This is a genomic window from Solimonas sp. SE-A11, assembly GCF_030345715.1.
Lineage (GTDB): Bacteria > Pseudomonadota > Gammaproteobacteria > Nevskiales > Nevskiaceae > Solimonas_A.
This window is the reverse complement of the sequence record NZ_JAUASX010000017.1, coordinates 99782-120001: the sequence shown is the minus strand read 5'-3', so window position 1 is coordinate 120001 and position 20220 is coordinate 99782. Positions and strand designations below refer to the sequence as shown.

Annotated in this window: 17 protein-coding genes; 5 read left to right on the top strand and 12 right to left on the bottom strand. The window is 67.3% G+C overall.

Annotated features, from left to right (window positions below):
* Window positions 1–331 precede the first annotated feature (331 nt).
* Together QT386_RS17960 and QT386_RS17955 are read right to left on the bottom strand one after the other, a co-directional pair.
* Window positions 332–784: a hypothetical protein gene (locus QT386_RS17960; protein WP_289275123.1), complete on the bottom strand. Its 453-nt coding sequence runs from the start codon at window positions 782–784 to the stop codon at window positions 332–334.
* Between the two features lie 142 nt (window positions 785–926).
* The gene (locus tag QT386_RS17955) at window positions 927–1214 is read right to left on the bottom strand and encodes a hypothetical protein (protein WP_289275122.1); all 288 of its coding nucleotides are present in this window, start codon (window positions 1212–1214) and stop codon (window positions 927–929) included.
* Window positions 1215–2217: 1003 nt separating this feature from the next.
* On the opposite strand from QT386_RS17955, the gene QT386_RS17950 reads away from it, so the two are divergent.
* Both QT386_RS17950 and QT386_RS17945 read left to right on the top strand, forming a co-directional pair.
* A complete protein-coding gene (locus tag QT386_RS17950; RefSeq protein WP_289275121.1) occupies window positions 2218–3846 on the top strand; it encodes an alkaline phosphatase in 1629 nt (542 codons plus the stop codon).
* A 264-nt stretch (window positions 3847–4110) separates the two neighbouring features.
* Complete coding sequence (locus tag QT386_RS17945) at window positions 4111–5673, top strand: DUF1631 family protein (RefSeq protein ID WP_289275120.1); 1563 nt, start codon at window positions 4111–4113, stop codon at window positions 5671–5673.
* Between the two features lie 7 nt (window positions 5674–5680).
* Here QT386_RS17945 and QT386_RS17940 read toward each other — a convergent pair whose 3' ends face one another.
* The 8 genes from QT386_RS17940 to QT386_RS17905 form a co-directional block, all read right to left on the bottom strand.
* Entirely contained in the window at window positions 5681–6472 is a 792-nt protein-coding gene (locus QT386_RS17940; protein WP_289275119.1) for a class I SAM-dependent methyltransferase, read from the bottom strand.
* A 336-nt stretch (window positions 6473–6808) separates the two neighbouring features.
* A complete protein-coding gene (locus QT386_RS17935) occupies window positions 6809–7051 on the bottom strand; it encodes a zf-TFIIB domain-containing protein (RefSeq protein WP_289275118.1) in 243 nt (80 codons plus the stop codon).
* A 71-nt stretch (window positions 7052–7122) separates the two neighbouring features.
* Window positions 7123–10236, bottom strand: a complete 3114-nt coding sequence (locus tag QT386_RS17930; RefSeq protein WP_289275117.1) for an efflux RND transporter permease subunit — start codon at window positions 10234–10236, stop codon at window positions 7123–7125.
* A gap of 273 nt (window positions 10237–10509) precedes the next feature.
* Window positions 10510–11745 carry an efflux RND transporter periplasmic adaptor subunit gene (locus QT386_RS17925; protein ID WP_289275116.1) on the bottom strand — a complete coding sequence of 412 codons (1236 nt, stop codon included), beginning with the start codon at window positions 11743–11745 and terminating at the stop codon, window positions 10510–10512.
* A gap of 15 nt (window positions 11746–11760) precedes the next feature.
* A complete protein-coding gene (locus QT386_RS17920; protein ID WP_289275115.1) occupies window positions 11761–13041 on the bottom strand; it encodes a TolC family protein in 1281 nt (426 codons plus the stop codon).
* A gap of 57 nt (window positions 13042–13098) precedes the next feature.
* Window positions 13099–13482, bottom strand: a complete 384-nt coding sequence (locus QT386_RS17915; protein WP_289275114.1) for a hypothetical protein — start codon at window positions 13480–13482, stop codon at window positions 13099–13101.
* Window positions 13483–13733: 251 nt separating this feature from the next.
* Window positions 13734–15071 (bottom strand): chromate efflux transporter, encoded by a 1338-nt coding sequence (gene chrA / locus QT386_RS17910; RefSeq protein WP_289275113.1) that lies wholly within the window; start codon window positions 15069–15071, stop codon window positions 13734–13736.
* Window positions 15072–15265: 194 nt separating this feature from the next.
* Entirely contained in the window at window positions 15266–16549 is a 1284-nt protein-coding gene (locus QT386_RS17905) for an acetyl-CoA C-acetyltransferase (RefSeq protein WP_289275112.1), read from the bottom strand.
* 215 nt (window positions 16550–16764) lie between these two features.
* Here QT386_RS17905 and QT386_RS17900 point away from each other — a divergent pair, with 215 nt between their 5' ends.
* From QT386_RS17900 to QT386_RS17890, 3 genes are all read left to right on the top strand, one after another.
* Window positions 16765–17400, top strand: coding sequence for a DUF1134 domain-containing protein (locus tag QT386_RS17900; RefSeq protein WP_289275111.1), 636 nt, complete (start codon window positions 16765–16767; stop codon window positions 17398–17400).
* 41 nt (window positions 17401–17441) lie between these two features.
* Window positions 17442–18167 (top strand): Bax inhibitor-1/YccA family protein, encoded by a 726-nt coding sequence (locus QT386_RS17895; protein WP_289275110.1) that lies wholly within the window; start codon window positions 17442–17444, stop codon window positions 18165–18167.
* Window positions 18168–18239: 72 nt separating this feature from the next.
* A complete protein-coding gene (locus QT386_RS17890) occupies window positions 18240–18587 on the top strand; it encodes a DMT family protein (protein ID WP_289275109.1) in 348 nt (115 codons plus the stop codon).
* Here QT386_RS17890 and QT386_RS17885 read toward each other — a convergent pair.
* Together QT386_RS17885 and gmhB are read right to left on the bottom strand one after the other, a co-directional pair.
* On the bottom strand, window positions 18584–19696 hold the full coding sequence (locus QT386_RS17885) for an AGE family epimerase/isomerase (protein WP_289275108.1): 1113 nt from the start codon (window positions 19694–19696) through the stop codon (window positions 18584–18586). The two genes, QT386_RS17890 and QT386_RS17885, sit on opposite strands and share 4 nt — an antisense overlap.
* The gene (gene gmhB, locus QT386_RS17880; RefSeq protein ID WP_289275124.1) at window positions 19693–20220 is read right to left on the bottom strand and encodes a D-glycero-beta-D-manno-heptose 1,7-bisphosphate 7-phosphatase; all 528 of its coding nucleotides are present in this window, start codon (window positions 20218–20220) and stop codon (window positions 19693–19695) included. The genes QT386_RS17885 and gmhB overlap by 4 nt, the downstream gene beginning before the upstream one ends.

Below are 20220 nucleotides of genomic sequence, written 5' to 3'. Positions count from 1 at the left end.
TCCGCTTCCTTCAGAAATCCGATGATCTGCTCTTCCGAATACCGCTTCTTCACGTCCGACCTCCTGGGGTCTTGGGTCGGACTCTAAACCACGGTGCTACTCAATTTTGGGGTAACGTCGGAGGGAAACGATCAACGAATAGCTCAGCTTGTGTTTTTGCAAAAGAGGAAAGCAACTGGATCTCGTCTGACCGCCTTAGGAAAGCGAGGAATTCCGTCTCGTCATCCTCGGTGAGGGTCACTGCAATTTGGCGGCCCATTGCTTTGCGCTCTAACGCCCGCGCTCAGGGACGCCCCCGCCGAAGGCGGGGGCGTCCCGCTGCAGCGCCTTGTTAGGCATCATGACGGCGAAATCCTCGAATGATCCAGGCGATGGCTGCCCCAAGCGCATAGAAAAAAAGGACGGGACCGAGCCAGGCTACAAAAGACCAAGCAGCATGAGTCACTTGCCGACCCCTTAACTCTTGCATCTGCTTTTCGTACTGACGATCTACTGCCGATAGATCCACTTTATCGGCGAACTTTGCATGGAGGCGATTAAGTACTTGCTCGTCGGACAACTCGGAGTAGTACTTAGCTCGCACCGAGTAGCTTCCTTCATATGAGTAGCCCGGCGTTGAAGCTTCCATATACTTGCCGGCAAGGTCGATTGACGCGTGAAGTCTCGAGTTGGCGACGTCGGATGCCTTGGGCGCTGCATCGAGCGCAACTGGAACAACAGCTGCCAAGTACAAAACGGATGCCACGACCCAAAGGCGTTGCCAGCCATTGAGAAGGAGTTTCATCTGATGCCTAACGCTCAGGTTAAGGGCGCGGCCCCGCCGAAGGCGGGGACGTCGGCCCTTGAACCTGTTGTTAGAGCGCTGCCTGCGGACCGACCCCGCGGGAATGGCTCCGGCTGGCCATTTTTCACGCTGAAAACTCGCATTACGACCCAAAAATGTCACCAGAAATTACTGCCTCAAGAAATTGCTTTTGCTCGTCCGTGACTAGCTTTCGTGGCGTGTACCCAAACTCATCCGGAGAGGCAAGCAAGCGCGCCTTTGTGCTTGAAGCTACCTCCGAAAGGGCTCTGCGCTCTTCAATACTCATGGCGGAAAAGTACTCGGCCAATGATTCCTGACACTTAACCGAGTAATCCAGGTCTATCACGTCCTCGCCGCCGAAGAACAGTAACCAGATGTACTCGAACGAAAGCTCCGCGAGTGTCGTCATACGCTCTCAAATATTTCCTTAAGCTCTAACGCCTAGATTAAGCCGCGCGGCGCAGCCGCGTCGGCTTGAAGCGCTGGTTATGCCTCTCTGACAACCGGATCATTGGGACTTCTCCACGCAACTGACTTGATGCGGCCTGATACCAAGCCCTGCTCACGAAGGTGCTGAAAAACGGCTGAGGGCGGCCAACCCTGTCCCTCAGAAAAGGGAACCTCTAACTGCTGCAATGCTGTGAGCGCAGAGGCAAGCTCCTGTTGGGAGCTGTAACTCAGCGAGACTCCCATTGCGGTTCTAAACGCACCAAGGCCCAGCAACTTCTCCACAAGCTGAGGCGTGCGACACGCGACTGTGATCTCGTTCGCGAGCACTGCCTCAACAAACTCCACTGGACTCCCCCGAGGCATAACGCCAATTAGACGGACAGGTCCGTCCGCATAATCTTTGACTTCGTCCGCCTAATCCAGCTGTGCCTGCTGTAAGACCCTGATACATCTGAGTTCCGAAAAATTAGGTGGGACGGCATGGCGGACTGCCTCGCGGGGAGCGCCAAGAACGGAACCCCACCGCTTGCCTCCACTATGCCGTCGCTCGTGCTGAGCGCACAAGGTGAAGCTTCGGTGTCTTGTGGGGGCGGACTTCTTTTGTTGTCGGCCTTCTCCCTGGGAGGCTTCCGGCGCGGCGCAAGGGGCTGGAACCTGACGGATGAATCAGGTCCAACAACCCCCACAGGGGCAACGGCTGGAGTGGCAGCTTTCGGGCACGAATTTGCGCGCGCCAACCTTCTGCTTTGGGCTGTCTGCGGACACCGGCACTGAAGTGAGCTTCGCCAGATTTAGCACCTGACGACACCCTCATTACAGCGAGGGTTGCTTCAGCAGCAGCGACATCCGGCGTGGGGCCGGGCCTTGGCGGCATGGGCTGTCATGGGTCATATCTCCTAGCGTCCATTTCATCCTGCCATGATCCTGATTGCCGATACTGGGGCCCTTTAGACGGGGATTCCATGATGCGGCGGCGTAAGTTCCTGCAAGGTCTTGGCGGCCTGTCCGGCGTGGCGCTGCTGCCCGGCTGTGGCAGCAGCGATCCGGTGGATGGGGCGGCGGGGGTGGTCCGCTTCGACCATGGCGTGGCCAGCGGCGATCCGCTCAGCGACCGCGTCATCCTGTGGACCCGTGTCACCCCGGAGCGGGACGGGCCGGTGCGCGTGCGCTACCTGGTGGCGCGCGATCCGGAGATGAGGGAGGTGGTCCAGTCCGGGACCGTGGTGACCGACCTGGCGCGGGACTACACCGTGAAGGTGGACCCCACCGGCCTGGCCGCGGGCACGCGCTACTGGTACCGCTTCGAGTCCGGCGGGGCGGTGTCGCCGGTGGGGCGCACCAAGACCCTGCCGGTGGGGGCGGTGGACCGACTGCGCTTCGCCTTTACCTCCTGCTCCAATTACTCGGGCGGCTACTTCGGGGTATATGGCCGCATTGCCGAGCGCCTGGACCTGGATGCGGTGTTCCACCTGGGCGACTACCTCTACGAATCGGGCTCGTCCGGCGTGGAGGGGCTGGATCGTGCCCACAGCAATGGCCGAGAGATGGTCACGCTGGACGACTACCGCGACCGCCACGCGCAGTACCGCCAGGACCCGGACCTGCAGGCGATGACCCTGCAGCATCCGATGATCATGGTCTGGGACGACCATGAGTCCACCAACGACTCCTGGGAGCATGGTGCGGGCAACCATACCGAAGGGGAGGAGGGTGCCTGGGAGTTCCGCAAGGCGGCCTCGATCATGGCCTACTTCGAGTGGCTGCCGATCCGCGTGGCGGACCCGGCGGACCCGCAGCGCATCTGGCGCCAGTTCGTGTTCGGAGACCTGGTGGACCTGATCATGCTGGATACGCGCCTCTATGGGCGCGAGGAGCCGCTGGACATACTGCCCTCCGGCCCGGAGCTGAACGACCCCACGCGCCAGCTGCTGGGCCTGCGCCAGGAGAACTGGCTGGTGGAGCGGCTGACCGCCTCCACGGCGAAGTGGAAGCTGCTGGGCCAGCAGGTGATGTTCGGCCAGCTGCGGCTGGCCTCGCTGCCGGACCTGTCGCTGCTCGGCCTGACGCTGGCGGAGGAACTGCTGGCGCTGAACGGCGACCAGTGGGACGGCTACCCGGCGGCGCGCGACCGCGTGTTCGACGCCATCGAGCGCGGCGCGGTGGAGAACGTGGTGGTGCTCACCGGCGACATCCACAGTTCCTGGGGCAACGAGCTGTACCGGGACCCGGGCGAGCTGCTGACCCTGATCGACAACGTCGTGGGCGATCCGCTGGACCTGGGGCTGATCAAGGCGCATGGCGTGGAGTTTGTCTCGCCGTCGGTGACCTCCAGCGGCCTGCCGGCCGGTACCACGCCGTTGCTGCGCACCGCCTTTGGGCTGATCGACCCGCACATCAAGTACTTCGACGGCGAGCAGCACGGGTATGTGTTGCTCGATATCACGCCGGAGCGCACACAGGGTGAATGGTGGTACGTCGATACGATCCTGGAGAAGGATTCACCCGAGCAGTTCGGGGCCGCGCTCTACACGCGCAGCGGCGAGAACCGCCTGCGCAGCGCCAGCACGCCCAGCGAGCCGCGCACCGCCTGAGTGCCGTGGGCGATGGGCATGGCTATTGCTGAACAAAGAAGCGCGCCCGCCGGGGTGGGCGCGTAGGCCGTATTTACTGGCGTAACGAGGCTACTCGCCGGGGTTTTCCTGTGGGTGGCCGTCTTAAGATTCGCGCATTGGTGTTCTTGAAGTTCTTCGGGATCAAGCAGTGATGACGTCCAGCAGCGCAGGCGCTCCGGCAGAGGGCGTCGCCAGGATCGGTTGCACCGTTGCCGGGCCGGGGCCCGGGCGCGAGGTGTCGGCATGATGCCGGCCCTGCAGCGCCCGCTGGCCGACGGCCATGCCTCGGATCAATCCTTCTATCTGCAGCGCCTGGGCTCCGCGGCGGCCGAATCGCTGCGCCGCACCGTGCGCGGCGAGCTGGCCTGGCTGCTGGCGCCGTTCATGCACCACATGCCCGAGGCCCTGGCCGAGTACGAAGGCCTCGCTGCCGATCCGCTGCGGCGCGAGTCGATCCGCGAGCTGCGCGGGCTGTTCACGATCATTTCCGAACGCTGGGTGGACACCTTCATCTACGCGGTGGACGCGCGCCTGATTGGCAGCGGCGCCGGCCTGGACGAGGCGCAGCCGGGCGACGTGCTGCTGTCCGGGCGCACCGAACTGCAGGCGGAGGAGAAGTACGCCCGCCTGCTCAACGAGCTCGATGAGCGCCTGCAGAACATCCGCCGCACCTTGTACGTGCCGGTGAACGTGCGCGCCTTGGCGCCGGCGGGCCTGTCCCGCGCGCTGCAGGACACCGCGCAGCAGCTGGGCTGGCCGGCGGCGCACTTGAAATTCCTGTTCGCACGCTTCGGCGAGGATGTACTGCTGCGGCTGGGCGAGCTCTACCGCGGGCTGATCGTGGCACTGCGTGCCATCGGCAGCACGGCACAGCAGGTGGACCTGCAGATTTCCTCGCTGCCGACGCAGGCGCCGCCTCCGCCGCGCGAGCCGCAGGTGGACGAGGGCACGCTGTCGATGCTGCGCCACTACGCGGCCGAGGCCGACGAGCGCTACTACGACGACCGCTCCCTGGCGGCGGACCTGCTGGCTCTGGCCGAGAAGCAGTCCATGCCCGACATGGCCGAGGAGCAGCGCCATGCGCCCCTGCAGCGCATGAGCGTGGCCGGGCGGTTCTTCAGCGAGGCGGTGGCCGACCCGCTGCTGCCGCGCGAGCTGCGCGAGCGCCAGGACGCGGTGCGCCTGCCGCTGGTCAAGACGGCGCTGGCGGATGCCACGCTGTTCACCTCGCCGCACCACCCGGTCAGCAGCCTGGTGGACGAGATGATGCTCAAGGCCGCCACCGCCCGCGTCACCGGCAGCGAAGAGGAACGCCGCGCTGCGGAACGGCTGGAGCAACTGCTGGTGCAGTTCGAGCTGGCGCCGGAGTTCGTGCGCCAGGCCATCCTCACCCAGCGGCCGATCGACGAGGCGCAGATCGAGCAGTTCCTGCAGGCCAAGCGCGAGCGGGCGAAGGAACGGCGCCAGTCGGTGTTGCACGCCGTGCAGCGCCGCGTGATGGAGGAACTGCGCCTGTCCACCTTCAGCCGCGCGGTGCCGGCGGTGGTGCATGAGTTCCTGCATCAGTGCTGGGGGCCGCTGCTGATGAAGGGCCTGCTCGACCATGGCCCCACTGATCCGCGCTGGCGCCAGGACCTGGACATGGTCGACCAGTTGGTGGAGCAATCCGAGCTCGGGTTCGGCGAAGACGAGGAGTGGGACGCCCTGATGCTGCGCCTGACGCAGCGCATGGCCATGTCGGGCATGCGCGACGACCGCATCGCGCAGGGCGTGGCGCAACTGCGCGCGCTACGCCGCGCGAGTTGAGGCCTGCTCAGGTGCGCACGGCGCCTGCCAGCAGGTAGTACTCGATGTACTGCGCTCGCTCGTAGTAGATCGCCAGGGACTGCTCCAGCTGGTCGCGCGTGACCTGCTTGTGCAGCAGGGCCTCGTGGGCGTAGTTCACCATGTGCCGGTAGTGACCCCGCCAGCAGTGCTCGGTGGCATCCATGACGATATCCGGCGAGAAGCCGCAGCGGCGGTAGAGCTCGCGATACTCGTCCAGCCCGGACACGTGGTTCTCGCGGATGCGTCGCTGGTGATCCTCGTCGGCGCGCTGCGTGGTCAGGATGTCGCTCAGCACCAGGTGCCCGCCGGGCTTAAGCACACGGGCCGCTTCCCGCAGGAACTTCTCGCGGGTGTTGAAGTGGAAGGCCGCCTCCACGCAGATGACGGCGTCGAAGCTGGCGTCGGGAAATTCCAGGGCCGTGGCGTCCATCAGGCGGAAGGTGGCGCCTGGGACGATCTCGCGCCCGCGGGCCAGTTGCCGCTCCGAGATGTTGATCGCGGTGATCTGCTCGGGCGGGTAGAAGCGGGAGACGTAGCGCGAGGTTTCGCCCTTGCCGCAGGCCACGTCCAGGATCCGGCCCTTCTTCTCCGGAATGAAGCCCAGCAGCTGCTCCATCAGCGCATCGCAGGCGGTGCGGGCATCCTGGGTGTCGTCCGTCCAGTATCCGAAGTTGGTGTAGTCACTGCCGCCGTAGTAGTTGATCAGGCGGTCGCTGAACATCGACGCGTCGTAGAAGCGGTTGATGTTCTGTGCCAGATCCTTGGCTTGCGTCGTCATCCGATGAATTCCGTTCAGACACCGCGCATGCACTTTTCTGGATGCATGGCGGCGAGATGAGGCCCCGGTTCGCAAGAGCGAACCCCCTGCTGAAGTCTAGGATGCAAATTGAACGACTGGCTGGGCCGTTCATCGCCCCAGAACGCCCGTTCAAGCTGGCCCCTACAGAGGCGCCGAAGCTGATTCAGTCGTCAGCAAAACAGTCGTCATTGGCCGTGGCGCCCGGCCGTACCCATAGGGTTCAACGCAAACAAGAGCCCCGTTTACTCCTGAGGAAAAGAACGGGGCCGGGTGAAAAATACATTCGTTCACTGCTGGCGCTGACGCAGCATCTGCTTAATCGAAGATGTCGCCGAGCCAGGATTTGCGGCGGTAGCCGTGCTTGCCGTGATCGCCGTAGCCGGAGTGGCGACGGTAGTCGTCGTCATCGCGCCGCGGCGGCGGCGCGGCGCTGCGCTCGATGATCTTGTCCAGTTCTCCGCGGTCCAGCCAGACGCCGCGACACTTGGGGCCGTAGTCGATCTCGATTCGCTGGCGTTCCGTCATCATCAGGTCGGCCTGGCAGGCAGGGCAGAGCATTCCGTGTTTCCTTGAGTGGAGGAGGTCGGGTGTCGACTCCCGGCCCCTGGCTTGGTTACTGGCGCTGCGGATCAGGCCTGCTCCTCGCGGCAGTAGGCGAAGCGGTACAGGGCCGGCAGCACCAGCAGGGTCAGCAGGGTGGAGCTGATGATGCCGCCGATGACGACGGTGGCCAGCGGACGCTGGACCTCCGCTCCGGTGCCGACGTTCAGTGCCATGGGCAGGAAGCCCAAGCCTGCGACCAGTGCCGTCATCAGCACCGGGCGCAGGCGCGTAGCGGCCCCTTCGAGGATCGCCTTATCCAGCGGTGTGCCGCCCTGGCGCAGCTGCCCGATGAAGGACACCATCACCAGTCCGTTGAGCACGGCGATGCCGGACAGCGCGATGAAGCCGACGCCGGCGGAGATCGACAGCGGGATGCCGGTGAGCCACAGCGCCAGTACACCGCCGGTCAACGCCAGGGGCACGCCGGAGAACACCAGCAGCGAGTCCCTCCAGGAGCCGAGGGCCAGGTAGAGCAGGCCCAGGATCAGCAGCAGCGCCATCGGCACGACCCGCTGCAGGCGCTGCGTGGCCGAGATCAGTTGCTCGAAGGTGCCGCCGTAGCCGATCCAGTATCCCGCCGGCAGCTCGATGGCGTCGGCGGTGCGTTGCTGCACTTCGGCCACGAAGCCGCCCAGGTCTCGCTGGCGCACGTTGGCGGTGACCACCACGCGGCGTTTGCCGTTCTCGCGGTTCACCTGGTTGGGGCCCGGGGCGATGCTGATCTCCGCCAGCTCGCGCAGCGGCATGTAGCCACCCTGCGGCAACTGCACCGGCAGGTTCTCGATCATCGGCTGCTGGTTGCGCAGCGATTCCGGCAGGCGCACCACCAACTCGAAGCACCGGTCGCCCTCGAAGACCTCGCCGGCCACCCGGCCGCCGAGCGCGATCGATACCACCTCCTGCACGTCGGCCACGTTGAGGCCGTAGCGGAACAGCAGCTCGCGCCGCGGGCGGATGGTCATCACCGGCAGGCCGGTGACCTGCTCCAGCTTGACGTCCGCCGCGCCGGGCACGGTCTTGAGCAGGGCCTCAATGCGCCGGCCCTGTTCCAGCAGCACGTCGAGGTCGTCGCCGTAGACCTTCACCGCGAGGTCCGAGCGCACGCCGGAGATGAGCTCGTTGAAGCGCATCTGGATCGGCTGGGTGAACTCGTAGTTGTTGCCCGGCACCTGCATGACGGCCCCCTCCAGCTCACGCACCAGCGCGGCCTTGGGCTTGTCCGGATCCGGCCACTGGTCGCGTGGCTTGAGCATGATGAAGGTGTCGGCCACGCTGGGGGGCATCGGGTCGGTGGCGATGTCGGCGGTGCCGAGCTTGGCGACCACGCGATCGACCTCGGGGAACTCGCGGATGACCTCCTCGACGCGGCGCTGCATGGCGATGGACTGCTCCAGGCCGGTGCCGGGTATGCGCATGGCGTGCATCGCGATGTCGCCCTCGTCCAGTGTCGGCAGGAACTCCGAGCCCATGCGTGTCGCCAGCCAGCCGGACACCAGCACCAGCAGGGCGGCGCCGCCGACCACCGGCCAGCGGCGGGCGAGCGCCAGGCGCAGCGCCGGCTCATAGGCGCGGCGTGCGGCCCGCATCACGCGGTTGTCGTGCTCCTCCACCTTGCCGGTGACGAACAGCGCCACCGCTGCCGGCACGAACGTGACGGACAGGGCCAGCGCGCCGGTCAGCGCCAGCGCCACGGTGAAGGCCATGGGGTGGAACATCTTCCCCTCCACGCCGCTGAGCGTGAAGATCGGCAGGTACACCACCAGGATGATGAAGACGCCGAACAGGCTGGGGCGGATGACCTCCGAGGTGGCGGCGCGGACCGCCTGCAGGCGCTGGTCCAGCGACAGCAGCCCGCCGCGGCGGCGTTGCTCTTCCGACAGCCGGCGCAGGCAGTTCTCCACGATGATGACCGCGCCGTCGACGATCAGGCCGAAGTCCAGCGCGCCGAGGCTCATCAGGTTGCCGCTGATGCGGTTGGCCACCATGCCGCTGATGGTGAACAGCATGGCCAGCGGGATCACCAGGGCGGTAACCAGCGCGGCGCGCAGGTTGCCCAGCAGGGCGAACAGCACCGCGACCACCAGCACCGCGCCTTCGAAGAGGTTCTTCTTGACGGTGTCGATGGTCTTGTCGACCAGCGCGGTGCGGTCGTAGACCGCCTCCGCCATCAGGCCCGAGGGCAGGGAGCGGTTGACCTCGGCCAGCTTCGCCGCGGTTCGGCGCGAGACCTCGCGGCTGTTCTCGCCCATCAGCATGAAGACGGTGCCCAGCACCACCTCCTCGCCGTTCATGGTGGCGGCGCCGGTGCGCAGGTTGTGGCCGATGGAGACCTCGGCGACGTCGCCGATGCTGACCGGTGCGCCGTCGCGCTGGCCGATCACGATGCGCCGGATGTCCTCCAGCCCCTGCACCTGGCCCGGGGAGCGGATCAGGTACTGGGAGCCGTTGCGCTCGATGTAGCCGGCGCCGACGCTGGCGTTGTTGGCCGCCAGGGCCTGCATCAGGTCGCGCAGCCCCAGGCCATGGGCCATCAGCCGGCCGGGCAATGGCGCCACCAGGTATTCCCGCTCATGGCCGCCGACGTTGTTGATCTCGGTGACCCCGGGCACCTTGGCCAGCTGTGGCTGCACGATCCAGTCCATCACCGTGTGCAGGTCGGCGCCGTCCCAGGGCTGGCCGTCCGGCCGCGTGGCCCCGGGCCGGGGCTTGATGGTGAACATGAAGATCTCGCCCAAGCCAGTGGCGATCGGGCCCAGCGCGGGCTCGGTGCCGGGCGGCAGTGCGGAGCGCGCCTCCTGCAGGCGCTCGGAGACCAGTTGCCGGGCGAAGTAGATGTCGGTGCCGTCCTTGAAGACCACCGTGACCTGCGACAGGCCGTAGCGCGACAGCGAGCGGGTGTACTCCAGCCGCGGCAGGCCCGCCATGGCGTTCTCCACCGCGAAGCTGATGCGCTGCTCGGCCTCCAATGGCGAGAAGCCCGGCGCCTCGGTGTTGATCTGGACCTGGACGTTGGTGATGTCCGGCACCGCGTCGATCGGCAGGCGGAAGTAGTTCCACACGCCCAGCGCGGCCATGGCCAGCACGGCGAGCAGTACCAGCCAGCGATGCCGGATGGATGACTCAATGATTCTTTCGAGCATGGTCTAGGAGCCTATCCGTGAGCCAGACACGCACGCGACGGCGTGCCTATTTCGTGTCCCGCTAACCCTATCGACCCGCGGTGTACACGAGTACATAAGGGGCGATAGGGGCCGCGGGGCGCGAAATAGGCCCCGTCCCTTCGGGTTGCGCCGGAAATCGCGCCATGCGGCGCCGGCTGCCGCTTATTGGGTCCACCCAACCTCGCGTCAGCCGGCTTAGCCTGGCGCGATTTCCGGCAGCAACGCGTGTGTGTCTGGTTCACGGATAGGCTCCTAATGGTCGTGGCTCGCGCCCGACTTCTCGATGTCGGCCTTGACCAGGTAGCTGTTGGCGCTGACGTAGCGCGTGCCGGGCTTGAGCCCGCCGAGCACCTCGGTCATCTCGCCGTCGCTGCGGCCCAGCTCCAGCATGCGTACCTCGTAGTCCTCGCCGACCTGCGCGAACACCACGGTGAAGTCGCGGAAGCCCTGCAGCGCCGCGTTGGGCACGGCCAGGCCCACGGGGGCCTCGCCGATCACCACCTCGGCGGTGACGAACTGCCCCGGGCTCCACTGGCCCCGGGTGTTGTCCAGGGTCACGCGGGTCACCAGGGTGGGGCCGTCTGCCGAGGCGGCGATGGCGTTGATCACGCCGCCGCCGGCCTGCTGGGCATCGGCGGCGGTGATCTTCACCGGCTGGCCGGCCTGCAGGCGGGCGCGGTCACGCGGGAAGACGCTCAGTTCGGCCCAGACGCTGGCGTAGTCGGCGATGACGAACAGCGGCTCGCTGCCGGCGGCCTCGCCGGGGTTGGCGGCGCGCTGCGTGATGGTGCCGGCGATCGGCGCGGTGATCGCGTAGGTCTGCAGGCTTTCGTTGCTCTCCACGGTCGCCAGCACCTGGCCGGCCTTCACGGTGTCGCCCAGGCGGCCGGAGACGCTGCGGATCACGCCTGGAAATCGGGCGGCCACGGCGCGGACGCGCTCGGCGTTGGGGCGGATGCTGCCGTACAGCGGCAGGCGCTCACGCAGGACGCCGGGGCCGGCAACGGCCGTCTCGATGCCCATGCTGCGCGCCATGCCGGCGCCGATGCGGGTGCGGCCCTCGTGCGTGGAATAGGTCCAGGCGTGCTTGCGGCCCTGGTGCACGGCCTCCACGCGCACGTCGAAGGAATGGGGCTCGGTGACGGGGCCCTGGCCCTTGAGGTAGTCCCGCTCCGGCACGAAGCGGAAGGCGTTGGTCTCGCCGTCCAGGCGGGTCAGCGTCACGCTCAGCTCCACTGCGGACGGAGCCAGCGGCTTGCCGCCATGTCGGGCATAGACATGGAATTCGGGCGGCAGGCCGTCCTCGAAGATCGTGATCTCGAGCTGGAAGTCGCCGTCGGCCAGCAGGCGGCCGCCATGCGGCCCCTTCGCGGCGGCGGATTCGGCATGGCCTTGTTGTTCGTCATGGCCGTGTTCGGCGGCGGCTTCGGGGCCGCGCTTGCAGGCGGCCAGCGACAGGGCCAGCAGCAGGATGAGCATCTTGTTCATGAATGGTTTTCCGGTTCAGGGCGCGGCGGCGCCGGCCTGGGAGGGCAGGGTGAGCTGCCCGGTGAGACGCTGGATTTCGATCAGCTGCGCGTGGTACTCGGCGGCGGCCTCGACCCGGCGGCGGCGCTGCACGGCCCACTCGGCTTGCGCGTCGCGCAGCTCCAGCAGCGAGTAGCGGCCTCGCTCCCAGGCATAGCGGGTCTGCTCCAGGGCCTTCTGTGCCGCCGGCACCACGCGCTCCTGCTGCGCCTCGAACTCGGCACGGGCGTGGTTCATCTCCTGGTAGAGCGCATAGAGCTGGGCCTGGGCACGCAGCAGGGCGGTGCGGCGCTCGGCCTCGCCCTGGTCGCGGCGTGCCTCGGCCTCGGCGATGGCGCCCTGCTGGCGCGAGCCCTGCCACAGCGGCAGCGCGGCCGAGAACAGCAGCGCGGTATCGCCGCTGTCCTCGAAGCGGCGCAGCCCTGCGCCGATGGTGACGCTGGCCTTGGCCTTCGCCTGGGCCAGGCGCCACTCGGATTCGCGCAGGCGGATTTCGCTGGCGTGGCGCTGCGCCTCTGGCGCCGCTTCAAGGCGTGCCAGCAGTTCCTCCACCGGAGCGACCTCGGGCAGTTGCAGCAGGTCGCCGGCGACCTCGCCGAAGTCGGCCTCGCGCTGGCCCATGGCGGCTGCCAGGTGTCGGCGCGAGCTGAGCAGCTCATGCTCGGCATGCTCTTCATCGAGCTTGGCGCGCTCCAGGGCGATGCGGGCGCGCCAGCGCTCGGCCAGGGGGCTGCGGGCGGCGGCCACGCGGCGCTCCACCTCGCGCTCGGTGTCTTCGGCCAGGGCGGTGGTCTCGCGGGTGATAGCCAGCTGCGCCTGGTCGGAGAGCACGTGCGCGAAGCGGCGCGCGACCTCGGCGCGGACGTCGAGCGCCGCGATGGCGGAGTCCTCCGCCTGCAGGGATTGCTGCGCGCGGGCGCTGTCGATGCGGCGGTCCAGCAGGCCGCCGCGCTCGATCAGCTGGCTGAAGCCCAGCGTGGTTTCCAGGCCGTTGGCGCCACGGTAGGGGCCGCTCCCCAGGAGATTCTCGGTCTCCAGGCGCAGCTCCGGCACCGGCCGCAGGCCGGCCTGGCGGAGCTGGCTCTCGGCGATGCGCGCCAGCGCGCGTTGCGTGTCGAAGGATGGATGCTGCCGCTCGGCCCGGGCCAGCGCGGCGGCCAGCGTCAGGTCTTCAGCAGCGGATGCGGCACCGGCGCCCAGCGCCAATGACAGGAACAGCACGAGTGCCGGTGGCACCCGTGGCGAAAAGCGGAACATGATTGCCTCCCGGGCAATGGAATGCGCGCCGCCGTGGCGGCGACGCAGGGAACGAGCTCAGGCGAGGGAGGCGAAGCGGGGCGGGCCGCGCAGGGGCGGCCTCAAGACGTGAGGAAGACGGCGCTGCGGCAGGATGGCCGCCACGGCGCGGGGCAGGATGCAGCGCGGCGTTGCTGGCAGCCACAGCAGCACGATGGCGACCAGCAGGAAGCTGGCGGTGAGCGACTGTTGCCAGGACTTGGCGGCGGAGGCGTTGTCGACGTCAATGTCGCCGCCATGGTGGCCATCATGGTGCTGCTCGCCGTCGGCGATATGCACCGCCACCGGTGCCTCTTCGCCGTCCAGGCAGAAGTGCAGGTGCGTACCCACGATACGGGTCAGCAGCAGGGCCAAGCCCAGCAGCAGGACCAGTGTCAGCGGTGGCGAGCGGAAACGGCGCATATCCCATATTGAACACCCTGTACCGGCTACAGAGTCAAGTGAGGTGGGCAATTTCCCAGGTTCGCGCGTCGAGGTGCCGGCTTTGGCGGAGATGACGATGGGAGTGGCCCGGGAGCGGGAATCGGGTGGGGTTTGGCTTGCAGGGGCGTTCCCGGCTTGCCTGCGGCAAGCCGGGCTACGGGGCTACCCCGATCGCGGCGATGCCCCTGAGCGAGCGCATTAGCGTCATCGGGCCTCTGCCCGCTACAGGGTCAAGCCAGCCCGGAAAGTTTCATTGCCAGCCCCGCCGCGGCGCAGATGGCCAGTACCTTCAGCAGGCTCACGTGGAAGCGCAGCATCGCCAGCATGGCACCGGCGCCCAGGGCCAGGGCAACCGCGTCCAGCGAGCCCAGGTTGGGCAAGGGCAGGCGCAGCGGGCCGGCCTGCCAGTCGCCGATCTGGCGGAACAGCACGTGAAGCGCGAACCAGATCGACAGGTTCAGGATCACGCCGACCACGGCGGCGGTGATGCCCGTGAGCGCGGCATTGAGCTGGGGGTTGCCGCGCAGGCGTTCGATGTAGGGCGCCCCCAGGAAGATCCACAGGAAACAGGGCACGAAGGTGACCCAGGTGGAGAGCGTGGCGCCGAGCGCGCCGGACAGCAGCGGGTCGAGGCTGCCGGGGTCGCGCCAGGCGCCCAGGAAGCCGACGTAGGTCAGCACCAGGATCAGCGGGCCCGGCGTGGTCTCGGCCAGGGCCAGGCCCTGGACCATCTCGCCCGGCATCAGCCAGCCGTAGCGGTCCACCGCCTGCTGCGTCATGTAGGCGAGCACGGCGTAGGCGCCGCCGAAGGTCACGATGGCCATCTTGCTGAAGAACACGGCCTCCTGCGTGAAGACGTGCCGTGCGCCGAGGAACACGAACAGCAGCAGGATCGGCAGCCCCCAGAGTGCGGCACCGGCCAGCAGCAGCTTCAGTGTCCAGGCGGGTTGCGAGGGATGCGCGTGCGCGGGGACCGGATCGTGGTCCTCGTCGCCGGGCTTGGGTGGCGGCGGCAGCCACTGCGGTGACCAGCGTGCCGCGGCCAAGCCGATCAGCGCGGCGCCGAGCACGATCAGGGGGAAGGGGATGTGCAGCGCAAAGATGGCGAGGAAGGCGATGCCGGCCAGCCACCACAGCGCGCGGGTCTTGAGCGCCTTCTTGCCGACACGGATGACGGCCTCGATGACGATGGCCAGTGTCGCCGCCTGCATGCCGAACAGCAGGCCCTGCACCCAGCCGAGTTCGCCGTAGATCACGTAGACGGCGGCGATGGCGACCATCAACAGGAAGCCGGGCAGCACGAACAGCACGCCGGCGACGATGCCGCCCCAGGTCCGGTGCAGCAGCCAGCCGACGTAGGTGGCGAGCTGCTGGGCCTCTGGGCCGGGCAGCAGCATGCAGTAGTTCAGCGCATGCAGGAACCGCGTCTCCGAGATCCACTTGCGCTCCTCCACCAGCATGCGGTGCATCAGCGCGATCTGCCCGGCCGGCCCACCGAAACTGAGGAAACCGATCTTGAGCCAGACCAGGAGGGCTTCGCGGAGGGAGGGGGCGGGTGCGGTCGTCATGTCCGCGGATTATGGAGAAGCGGCTGGCCAAACGAACAGGGCCCGCGCGAGCGGGCCCTGTTCGTTACAGCTCGTCCACCAAGGTCGTTCGGTGGCGCCGTCCATGGCGAGGCATGGGTTATCTGATCGGCCATCCATGGCCGGGCCTTCGCCGGCGGGGAGTGCCATTCAAGGCACTCCCCGACAGCCCCGGCTCAGCCCTCCACGATGGCGACGACGCCCTGACCACCCGCGGCGCAGATGGAGATCAGGCCGCGGCCCTTGTGGCCGTTCTCGGCGATGATCTTGGCCAGCGTGGCCAGGATGCGGCCGCCGGTGGCGGCGAAGGGGTGGCCGGCCGCGAGGCTGGAACCCTTGATGTTCATGCGCGAGCGGTCGATGGAACCCAGCGGCTGCGACAGGCCCAGGCGCTCCTTGCAGAACTTGGGGTCTTCCCAGGCCTTGAGGGTGCAGAGCACCTGGCCGGCGAAGGCTTCGTGGATCTCGTAGAAGTCGAAGTCCTGCAGGCTGATGCCGGCGCGCTCCAGCATGCGCGGCACGGCGTAGGCCGGGGCCATCAGCAGGCCTTCCTTCTTGTTGACGAAGTCCACGGCGGCGGTCTCGACGTGGGTCAGGTAGGCCTGAGGCTTCAGGCCGCGGGCCTTGGCCCAGTCTTCCGAGGCCAGCAGCACGGTGGAGGCGCCGTCGGTCAGCGGGGTGGAGTTGGCGGCGGTCAGCGTGCCCTGGCCGGACTTGCGGTCAAAGGCGGGGCCGAGCGTGGAGATCTTCTCGATCGAGATGTCCGGGCGCAGGTTGTTGTCGCGCTCCAGGCCGGCGAAGGGCACCACGAGGTCGGCATAGAAGCCGGCTTCCCAGGCGCGGGCGGCCTTCTGGTGCGACTCATAGGCCAGCTGGTCCTGCGCTTCGCGCGGGATCTTCCATTCCTTGACCATGACTTCGCAGTGCTCGCCCATGCTCATGCGGGTGCGCGGCTCGCCGTTGGTGGGGATGGCCGGGGCCAGCATGGCCGGGCGGAACTTGCTCAGCGCGGCAAAGCGCTGGGCGCCGGTCTTGGCGCGGTTCACTTCGAGCAGGATCTTGCGCAGCTTCTCGCCCACGGCGATCGGCGCGTCGGAGGTGGTGTCCACGCCGCCGGCGATGCCGGACTCGATCTGGCCCAGGGCGATCTTGTTGGCGATGTTGATGGCGGCGGCCAGGCCGGTGCCGCAGGCCATCTGCACGTCGGCCGCGGCGGTTTCCGGCGCCAGGCCGGACGACAGCACGGACTCGCGGGTCAGGTTGAAGTCGCGCGAGTGCTTGAGCACCGCGCCGGCCTGCACTTCGCCGATGCGCTCGCCGTGCAGCTGATACTTGTCGACCAGGCCCTTGAGGGAGGCGGTCAGCATGTCCTGGTTGGACTTGGTGGAGTAGGCGGTGTTGGAACGCGCGAAGGGGATGCGCGAACCACCGATGATGGCGACGCGGCGGCCGTACTTCATGGTGTCACTCCTGCAGGGCAAGGTTTGGATAAGCGGGATTATCCAAAGCCGCCCATTTCAAGGCTATTGCCGTAGGGACACAGGTGCGGAAAAAATCTTGTCACAGTGTTTTCAGTGGTTTGCGTTAGGGACGCCGGAACTTCCTGCTGGTTTGAACGGTCTGCATGACGCAGAATCAGCCGACACAGGCCTAAGGACAAAAGGAGCCGTCCCGCATGCGATCCCTCATCTTGCTGCCCGCCGTACTGCTGCTGGCAGCCTGCCAGAGCATGGAACCGATCAGCAGCGCCCCGGGCGATGCCCAGGCGCCGGTCCAGGAAACCGCCGTGCCCGCGGAAACGACCCCCGCCGATGCCCCGGTCGGCCAGGAAACCTATTCCAGCGAGGAGATCGTGGCCGAGGCCTCGAAGTTCTTCGGCAAGGCCTCCGCCGACGTGGCGCAGGCCGTGGAGAAGGTCTTCGCCCAATATGGCCGTCCCAACGCCTACATCATCGGCGAGGAAGGCTCCGGCGCCGTGGTGGTCGGCTTGCGCTATGGCCGCGGTACGCTGCAGTACAAGGGCGGCGATAGCATGCCAGTGTACTGGCAGGGTCCGTCGGTGGGCTGGGACTGGGGTGGCAATGCCTCCAAGGTCGTGACCCTGGTGTACAACCTGCGCAATACCGGCCAGCTGTTCCAGCGCTTCCCCGGCGTGGAAGGCAGCCTTTATCTTGCCGCCGGCATCGGTGTGAACTACCAGCAGAGCGGCAATATCGTGATGGCGCCGATGCGCACCGGCGTGGGCCTGCGCGCGGGCGCCAATGCGGGCTACCTGCATTACACGCGCAAGCCCTCCGTGATACCGTTCTGACCTGAAACCCTCGAAACTCTCGCGATCCCAAGGAGACCGCCATGAGCTGGAACAATGAACTCCGTCCCGTCCCGGTGAGCAGCGGCGCGCAGCCGCGCAGCACGCCGCTGGTACGCGACACCACGGCCGATGCCGCCAACAAGGTGCTGCGCAATACCTACCTGCTGCTGTCGATGACGCTGCTGTTCAGCGCCGTGATGGCCGGCGTGTCGATGGCGGTGGGCGTGGGCTACGGCATCAGCATGGTCTGCTCGCTGGTGTCGATGGGCCTGCTGTGGTTCGTGGTGCCGCGCACCGCCAACTCCTCGTCGGGCATCTGGGTGGTGTTCGCGGTGACGGGCCTGCTCGGCTTCGGCCTGGGCCCGATCATCAACCGCTACCTCGGCATGGCCAATGGCGCGCAGACGGTGATGATGGCGCTGGGCATGACCGGCACGATCTTCGTGGCCCTGTCGGCCTACGCGGTGAAGACCAAGCGTGACTTCAGCTTCATGCGCGGCTTCCTGTTCAGCGGCATGATCCTGCTGCTGGTGGCCAGCCTCGTGATGGTGGGCGCCTCGCTGTTCGGCTTCTACCTGCAGCCGCTGCACCTGGCGCTGTCGTCCCTGTTCGCGCTGTTCGCCTGCGGCATCATCCTGTACCAGACCGGCGAGATCGTGAACGGCGGCGAGACCAACTACATCCTCGCCACCACCACGCTGTACGTGTCGATCTACAACCTCTTCACCAGCCTGCTGCACCTGATGGGCGTCGCCAACGACGATTGAGGCAATGAGGTATAAAAAAGCCCCGCCAACCGGCGGGGCTTTTTCATTACGGCTTGTGTCTCGGGGAGAGCAATGAACTGGAGCGTTCTGGGGCAGACGACCGGCCTGCTGGTGCTGTCCAACATCTTCATGACCATGGCCTGGTACGCGCACCTGAAGGACATGCGCGACAAGCCCTGGATCATCGCGGCGTTGCTCAGTTGGGGCATCGCCCTGTTCGAGTACCTGCTGCAGGTGCCTGCCAACCGCATCGGCTACACGGCGCTGACGCTACCGCAGTTGAAGATCCTGCAGGAGGTAATCACGCTGAGCGTGTTCGTGCCCTTCGTGGTGCTGTACATGAAGCAGCCGATCAAGCTGGACTACCTGTGGGCGGCGCTTTGCATGTGCGGCGCGGTGTATTTCATCTTCCGCAGCTAGGGATAGCGCCGGCACAGGTCCGACAGTGCCGTCATGACGTGATACAGCGAGGTGGCGGGCGAGGGCTCGCGGACAAACTCGCCGTCTGCCGCCATCCATTCCCACCAGAGCCCGTTCACTGGCGTGGAGAGGAAGCGCTGCAGGGTGGCAAAGGCCGCCAGGGAACTGGCGCCGGGGCTGGTCTCCATCAACAGGCTGGTGCGCAGCCGTTCGGTCTGGGCCCAGAGCCGCGCACGGCGGTCGACAGGGCGACCGGCGGCGTCCACGGCTGCGATCGCCACTCCGCGCTGTAAGTCGATGCCGTGGCGACTGCCGAAGTGTTCCAGCGCGCGACCCTGCGCGGAGGTGTCGCTGCCGAGCAGGCGCTGCGACTGATCCATCAGGAACGCCCACTCGAACTGGTGGCCGGGCTCACGCACCTCGCCCTCGGGCCCCGCGGCAAAGCACCAGTCGCCGTCGAAGAATTCGCCCACCGCACCGGTGGCAGGATCGATCAGCCGCCGGCTGCCTAGTGCCACGATCTGCAGGGCGCGCTCGCGAAAGGGCAGGTCCACGCCCAGATCCACCCAGGCCAGCAGAGCTTCCAGCAGGTGCATGTGCGGGTTTGAGCGCAGCGGCAGGCGGCGAGGGCGGGCTTCCTCGTAGCCGCCCAGCGGGTGGGCCAACAGGGCATCGAGACGCTCCACCAGCGCGCGGGCCAGACGCAGCAGTTCCGCCGGCTTCCCATCCGCGACATAGGCCTGTGACAGCGCGAACAGCACGAAAGCCTGGTCATAGATATCCAGGTCCGAGTCGCTGCCGCCGCGGTTGCTGCGGAACAGGCCGTCGCCACGGGCGTATTCGCGCAACATGAAGTCCAGGGCGTGTTCCATGGCGGCACGCCAGGGGCCTGTCCAGCCCAGGCGTCCGGCCTCGGCGTAGACGTAGAGCTGGCGCGCCTGCACGCGCACGCGTGTCGGCGTGCCGACCGGGCGGCCCTGCAGGTCGAGCTTCTCGTGGAAGCCGCCTCCGACGTGGTCGGCGCCGGCCTGCCACCACAGGGGCAGGGCGGACTCGAACAGCCAGCGGCGCGACCAGGCGGCGGCTTCGCGCAGTTGGGTCTCGCTCATGTCGGCACCAGGGCATCGACGCAGGCTGCCAAGTCGGCGAAGTGCCCGTCTGCAGGTGTCTGCGCGCGGCCCACCAGGTAGGCGCGGCCGACGCCGGCCGCGCGTGCGGCCTCGATGTCGGAGGGTTTGTCGCCCACCATCAGGGAGGCGGCCATGTCGATGCCTAGCTCCTGCTGCGCGCGCAGCAGCATGCCGGGCGCGGGTTTGCGGCAGTCGCAGTCGCGGGCATAGGCGGCGACGCTGCCGCCGGGCAGGTGCGGGCAGTGGTAGACCGCGGCGAGCGCTACGCCCTCGGCCGCCAGTGCCTGCCGCAGCTGCGCGGTCAGGGCTTGGTACTGCGGCTCGGTGTACATGCCGCGGGCGATGCCGGACTGGTTGGTGACCACCACCAGGGCGTAGCCCGCGGCGGCGAGCCGGCGCATGGCGCCGACGGCGCCGGGCAGGAACGCGAAGTCCTCCCAGCGGTAGACGTAGCCCGAGTCGACGTTGATGACGCCGTCACGGTCGAGGAATGCCGCCTTCAG

What these genes read in the sequence shown, in the direction of transcription:
- QT386_RS17885 (WP_289275108.1), bottom strand. Translation starts at nt 19,696, where the DNA reads ATGAGCGAGACCCAACTGCGCGAAGCCGCCGCCTGGTCGCGCCGCTGG.
- QT386_RS17935 (WP_289275118.1), bottom strand. Translation starts at nt 7,051, where the DNA reads ATGCTCTGCCCTGCCTGCCAGGCCGACCTGATGATGACGGAACGCCAG.
- QT386_RS17960 (WP_289275123.1), bottom strand. Translation starts at nt 784, where the DNA reads ATGAAACTCCTTCTCAATGGCTGGCAACGCCTTTGGGTCGTGGCATCC.
- QT386_RS17905 (WP_289275112.1), bottom strand. Translation starts at nt 16,549, where the DNA reads ATGAAGTACGGCCGCCGCGTCGCCATCATCGGTGGTTCGCGCATCCCC.
- QT386_RS17915 (WP_289275114.1), bottom strand. Translation starts at nt 13,482, where the DNA reads ATGCGCCGTTTCCGCTCGCCACCGCTGACACTGGTCCTGCTGCTGGGC.
- QT386_RS17890 (WP_289275109.1), top strand. Translation starts at nt 18,240, where the DNA reads ATGAACTGGAGCGTTCTGGGGCAGACGACCGGCCTGCTGGTGCTGTCC.
- QT386_RS17920 (WP_289275115.1), bottom strand. Translation starts at nt 13,041, where the DNA reads ATGTTCCGCTTTTCGCCACGGGTGCCACCGGCACTCGTGCTGTTCCTG.
- QT386_RS17925 (WP_289275116.1), bottom strand. Translation starts at nt 11,745, where the DNA reads ATGAACAAGATGCTCATCCTGCTGCTGGCCCTGTCGCTGGCCGCCTGC.
- QT386_RS17940 (WP_289275119.1), bottom strand. Translation starts at nt 6,472, where the DNA reads ATGACGACGCAAGCCAAGGATCTGGCACAGAACATCAACCGCTTCTAC.
- QT386_RS17950 (WP_289275121.1), top strand. Translation starts at nt 2,218, where the DNA reads ATGATGCGGCGGCGTAAGTTCCTGCAAGGTCTTGGCGGCCTGTCCGGC.
- chrA (WP_289275113.1), bottom strand. Translation starts at nt 15,071, where the DNA reads ATGACGACCGCACCCGCCCCCTCCCTCCGCGAAGCCCTCCTGGTCTGG.
- QT386_RS17895 (WP_289275110.1), top strand. Translation starts at nt 17,442, where the DNA reads ATGAGCTGGAACAATGAACTCCGTCCCGTCCCGGTGAGCAGCGGCGCG.
- QT386_RS17900 (WP_289275111.1), top strand. Translation starts at nt 16,765, where the DNA reads ATGCGATCCCTCATCTTGCTGCCCGCCGTACTGCTGCTGGCAGCCTGC.
- QT386_RS17930 (WP_289275117.1), bottom strand. Translation starts at nt 10,236, where the DNA reads ATGCTCGAAAGAATCATTGAGTCATCCATCCGGCATCGCTGGCTGGTA.
- QT386_RS17945 (WP_289275120.1), top strand. Translation starts at nt 4,111, where the DNA reads ATGATGCCGGCCCTGCAGCGCCCGCTGGCCGACGGCCATGCCTCGGAT.
- QT386_RS17955 (WP_289275122.1), bottom strand. Translation starts at nt 1,214, where the DNA reads ATGACGACACTCGCGGAGCTTTCGTTCGAGTACATCTGGTTACTGTTC.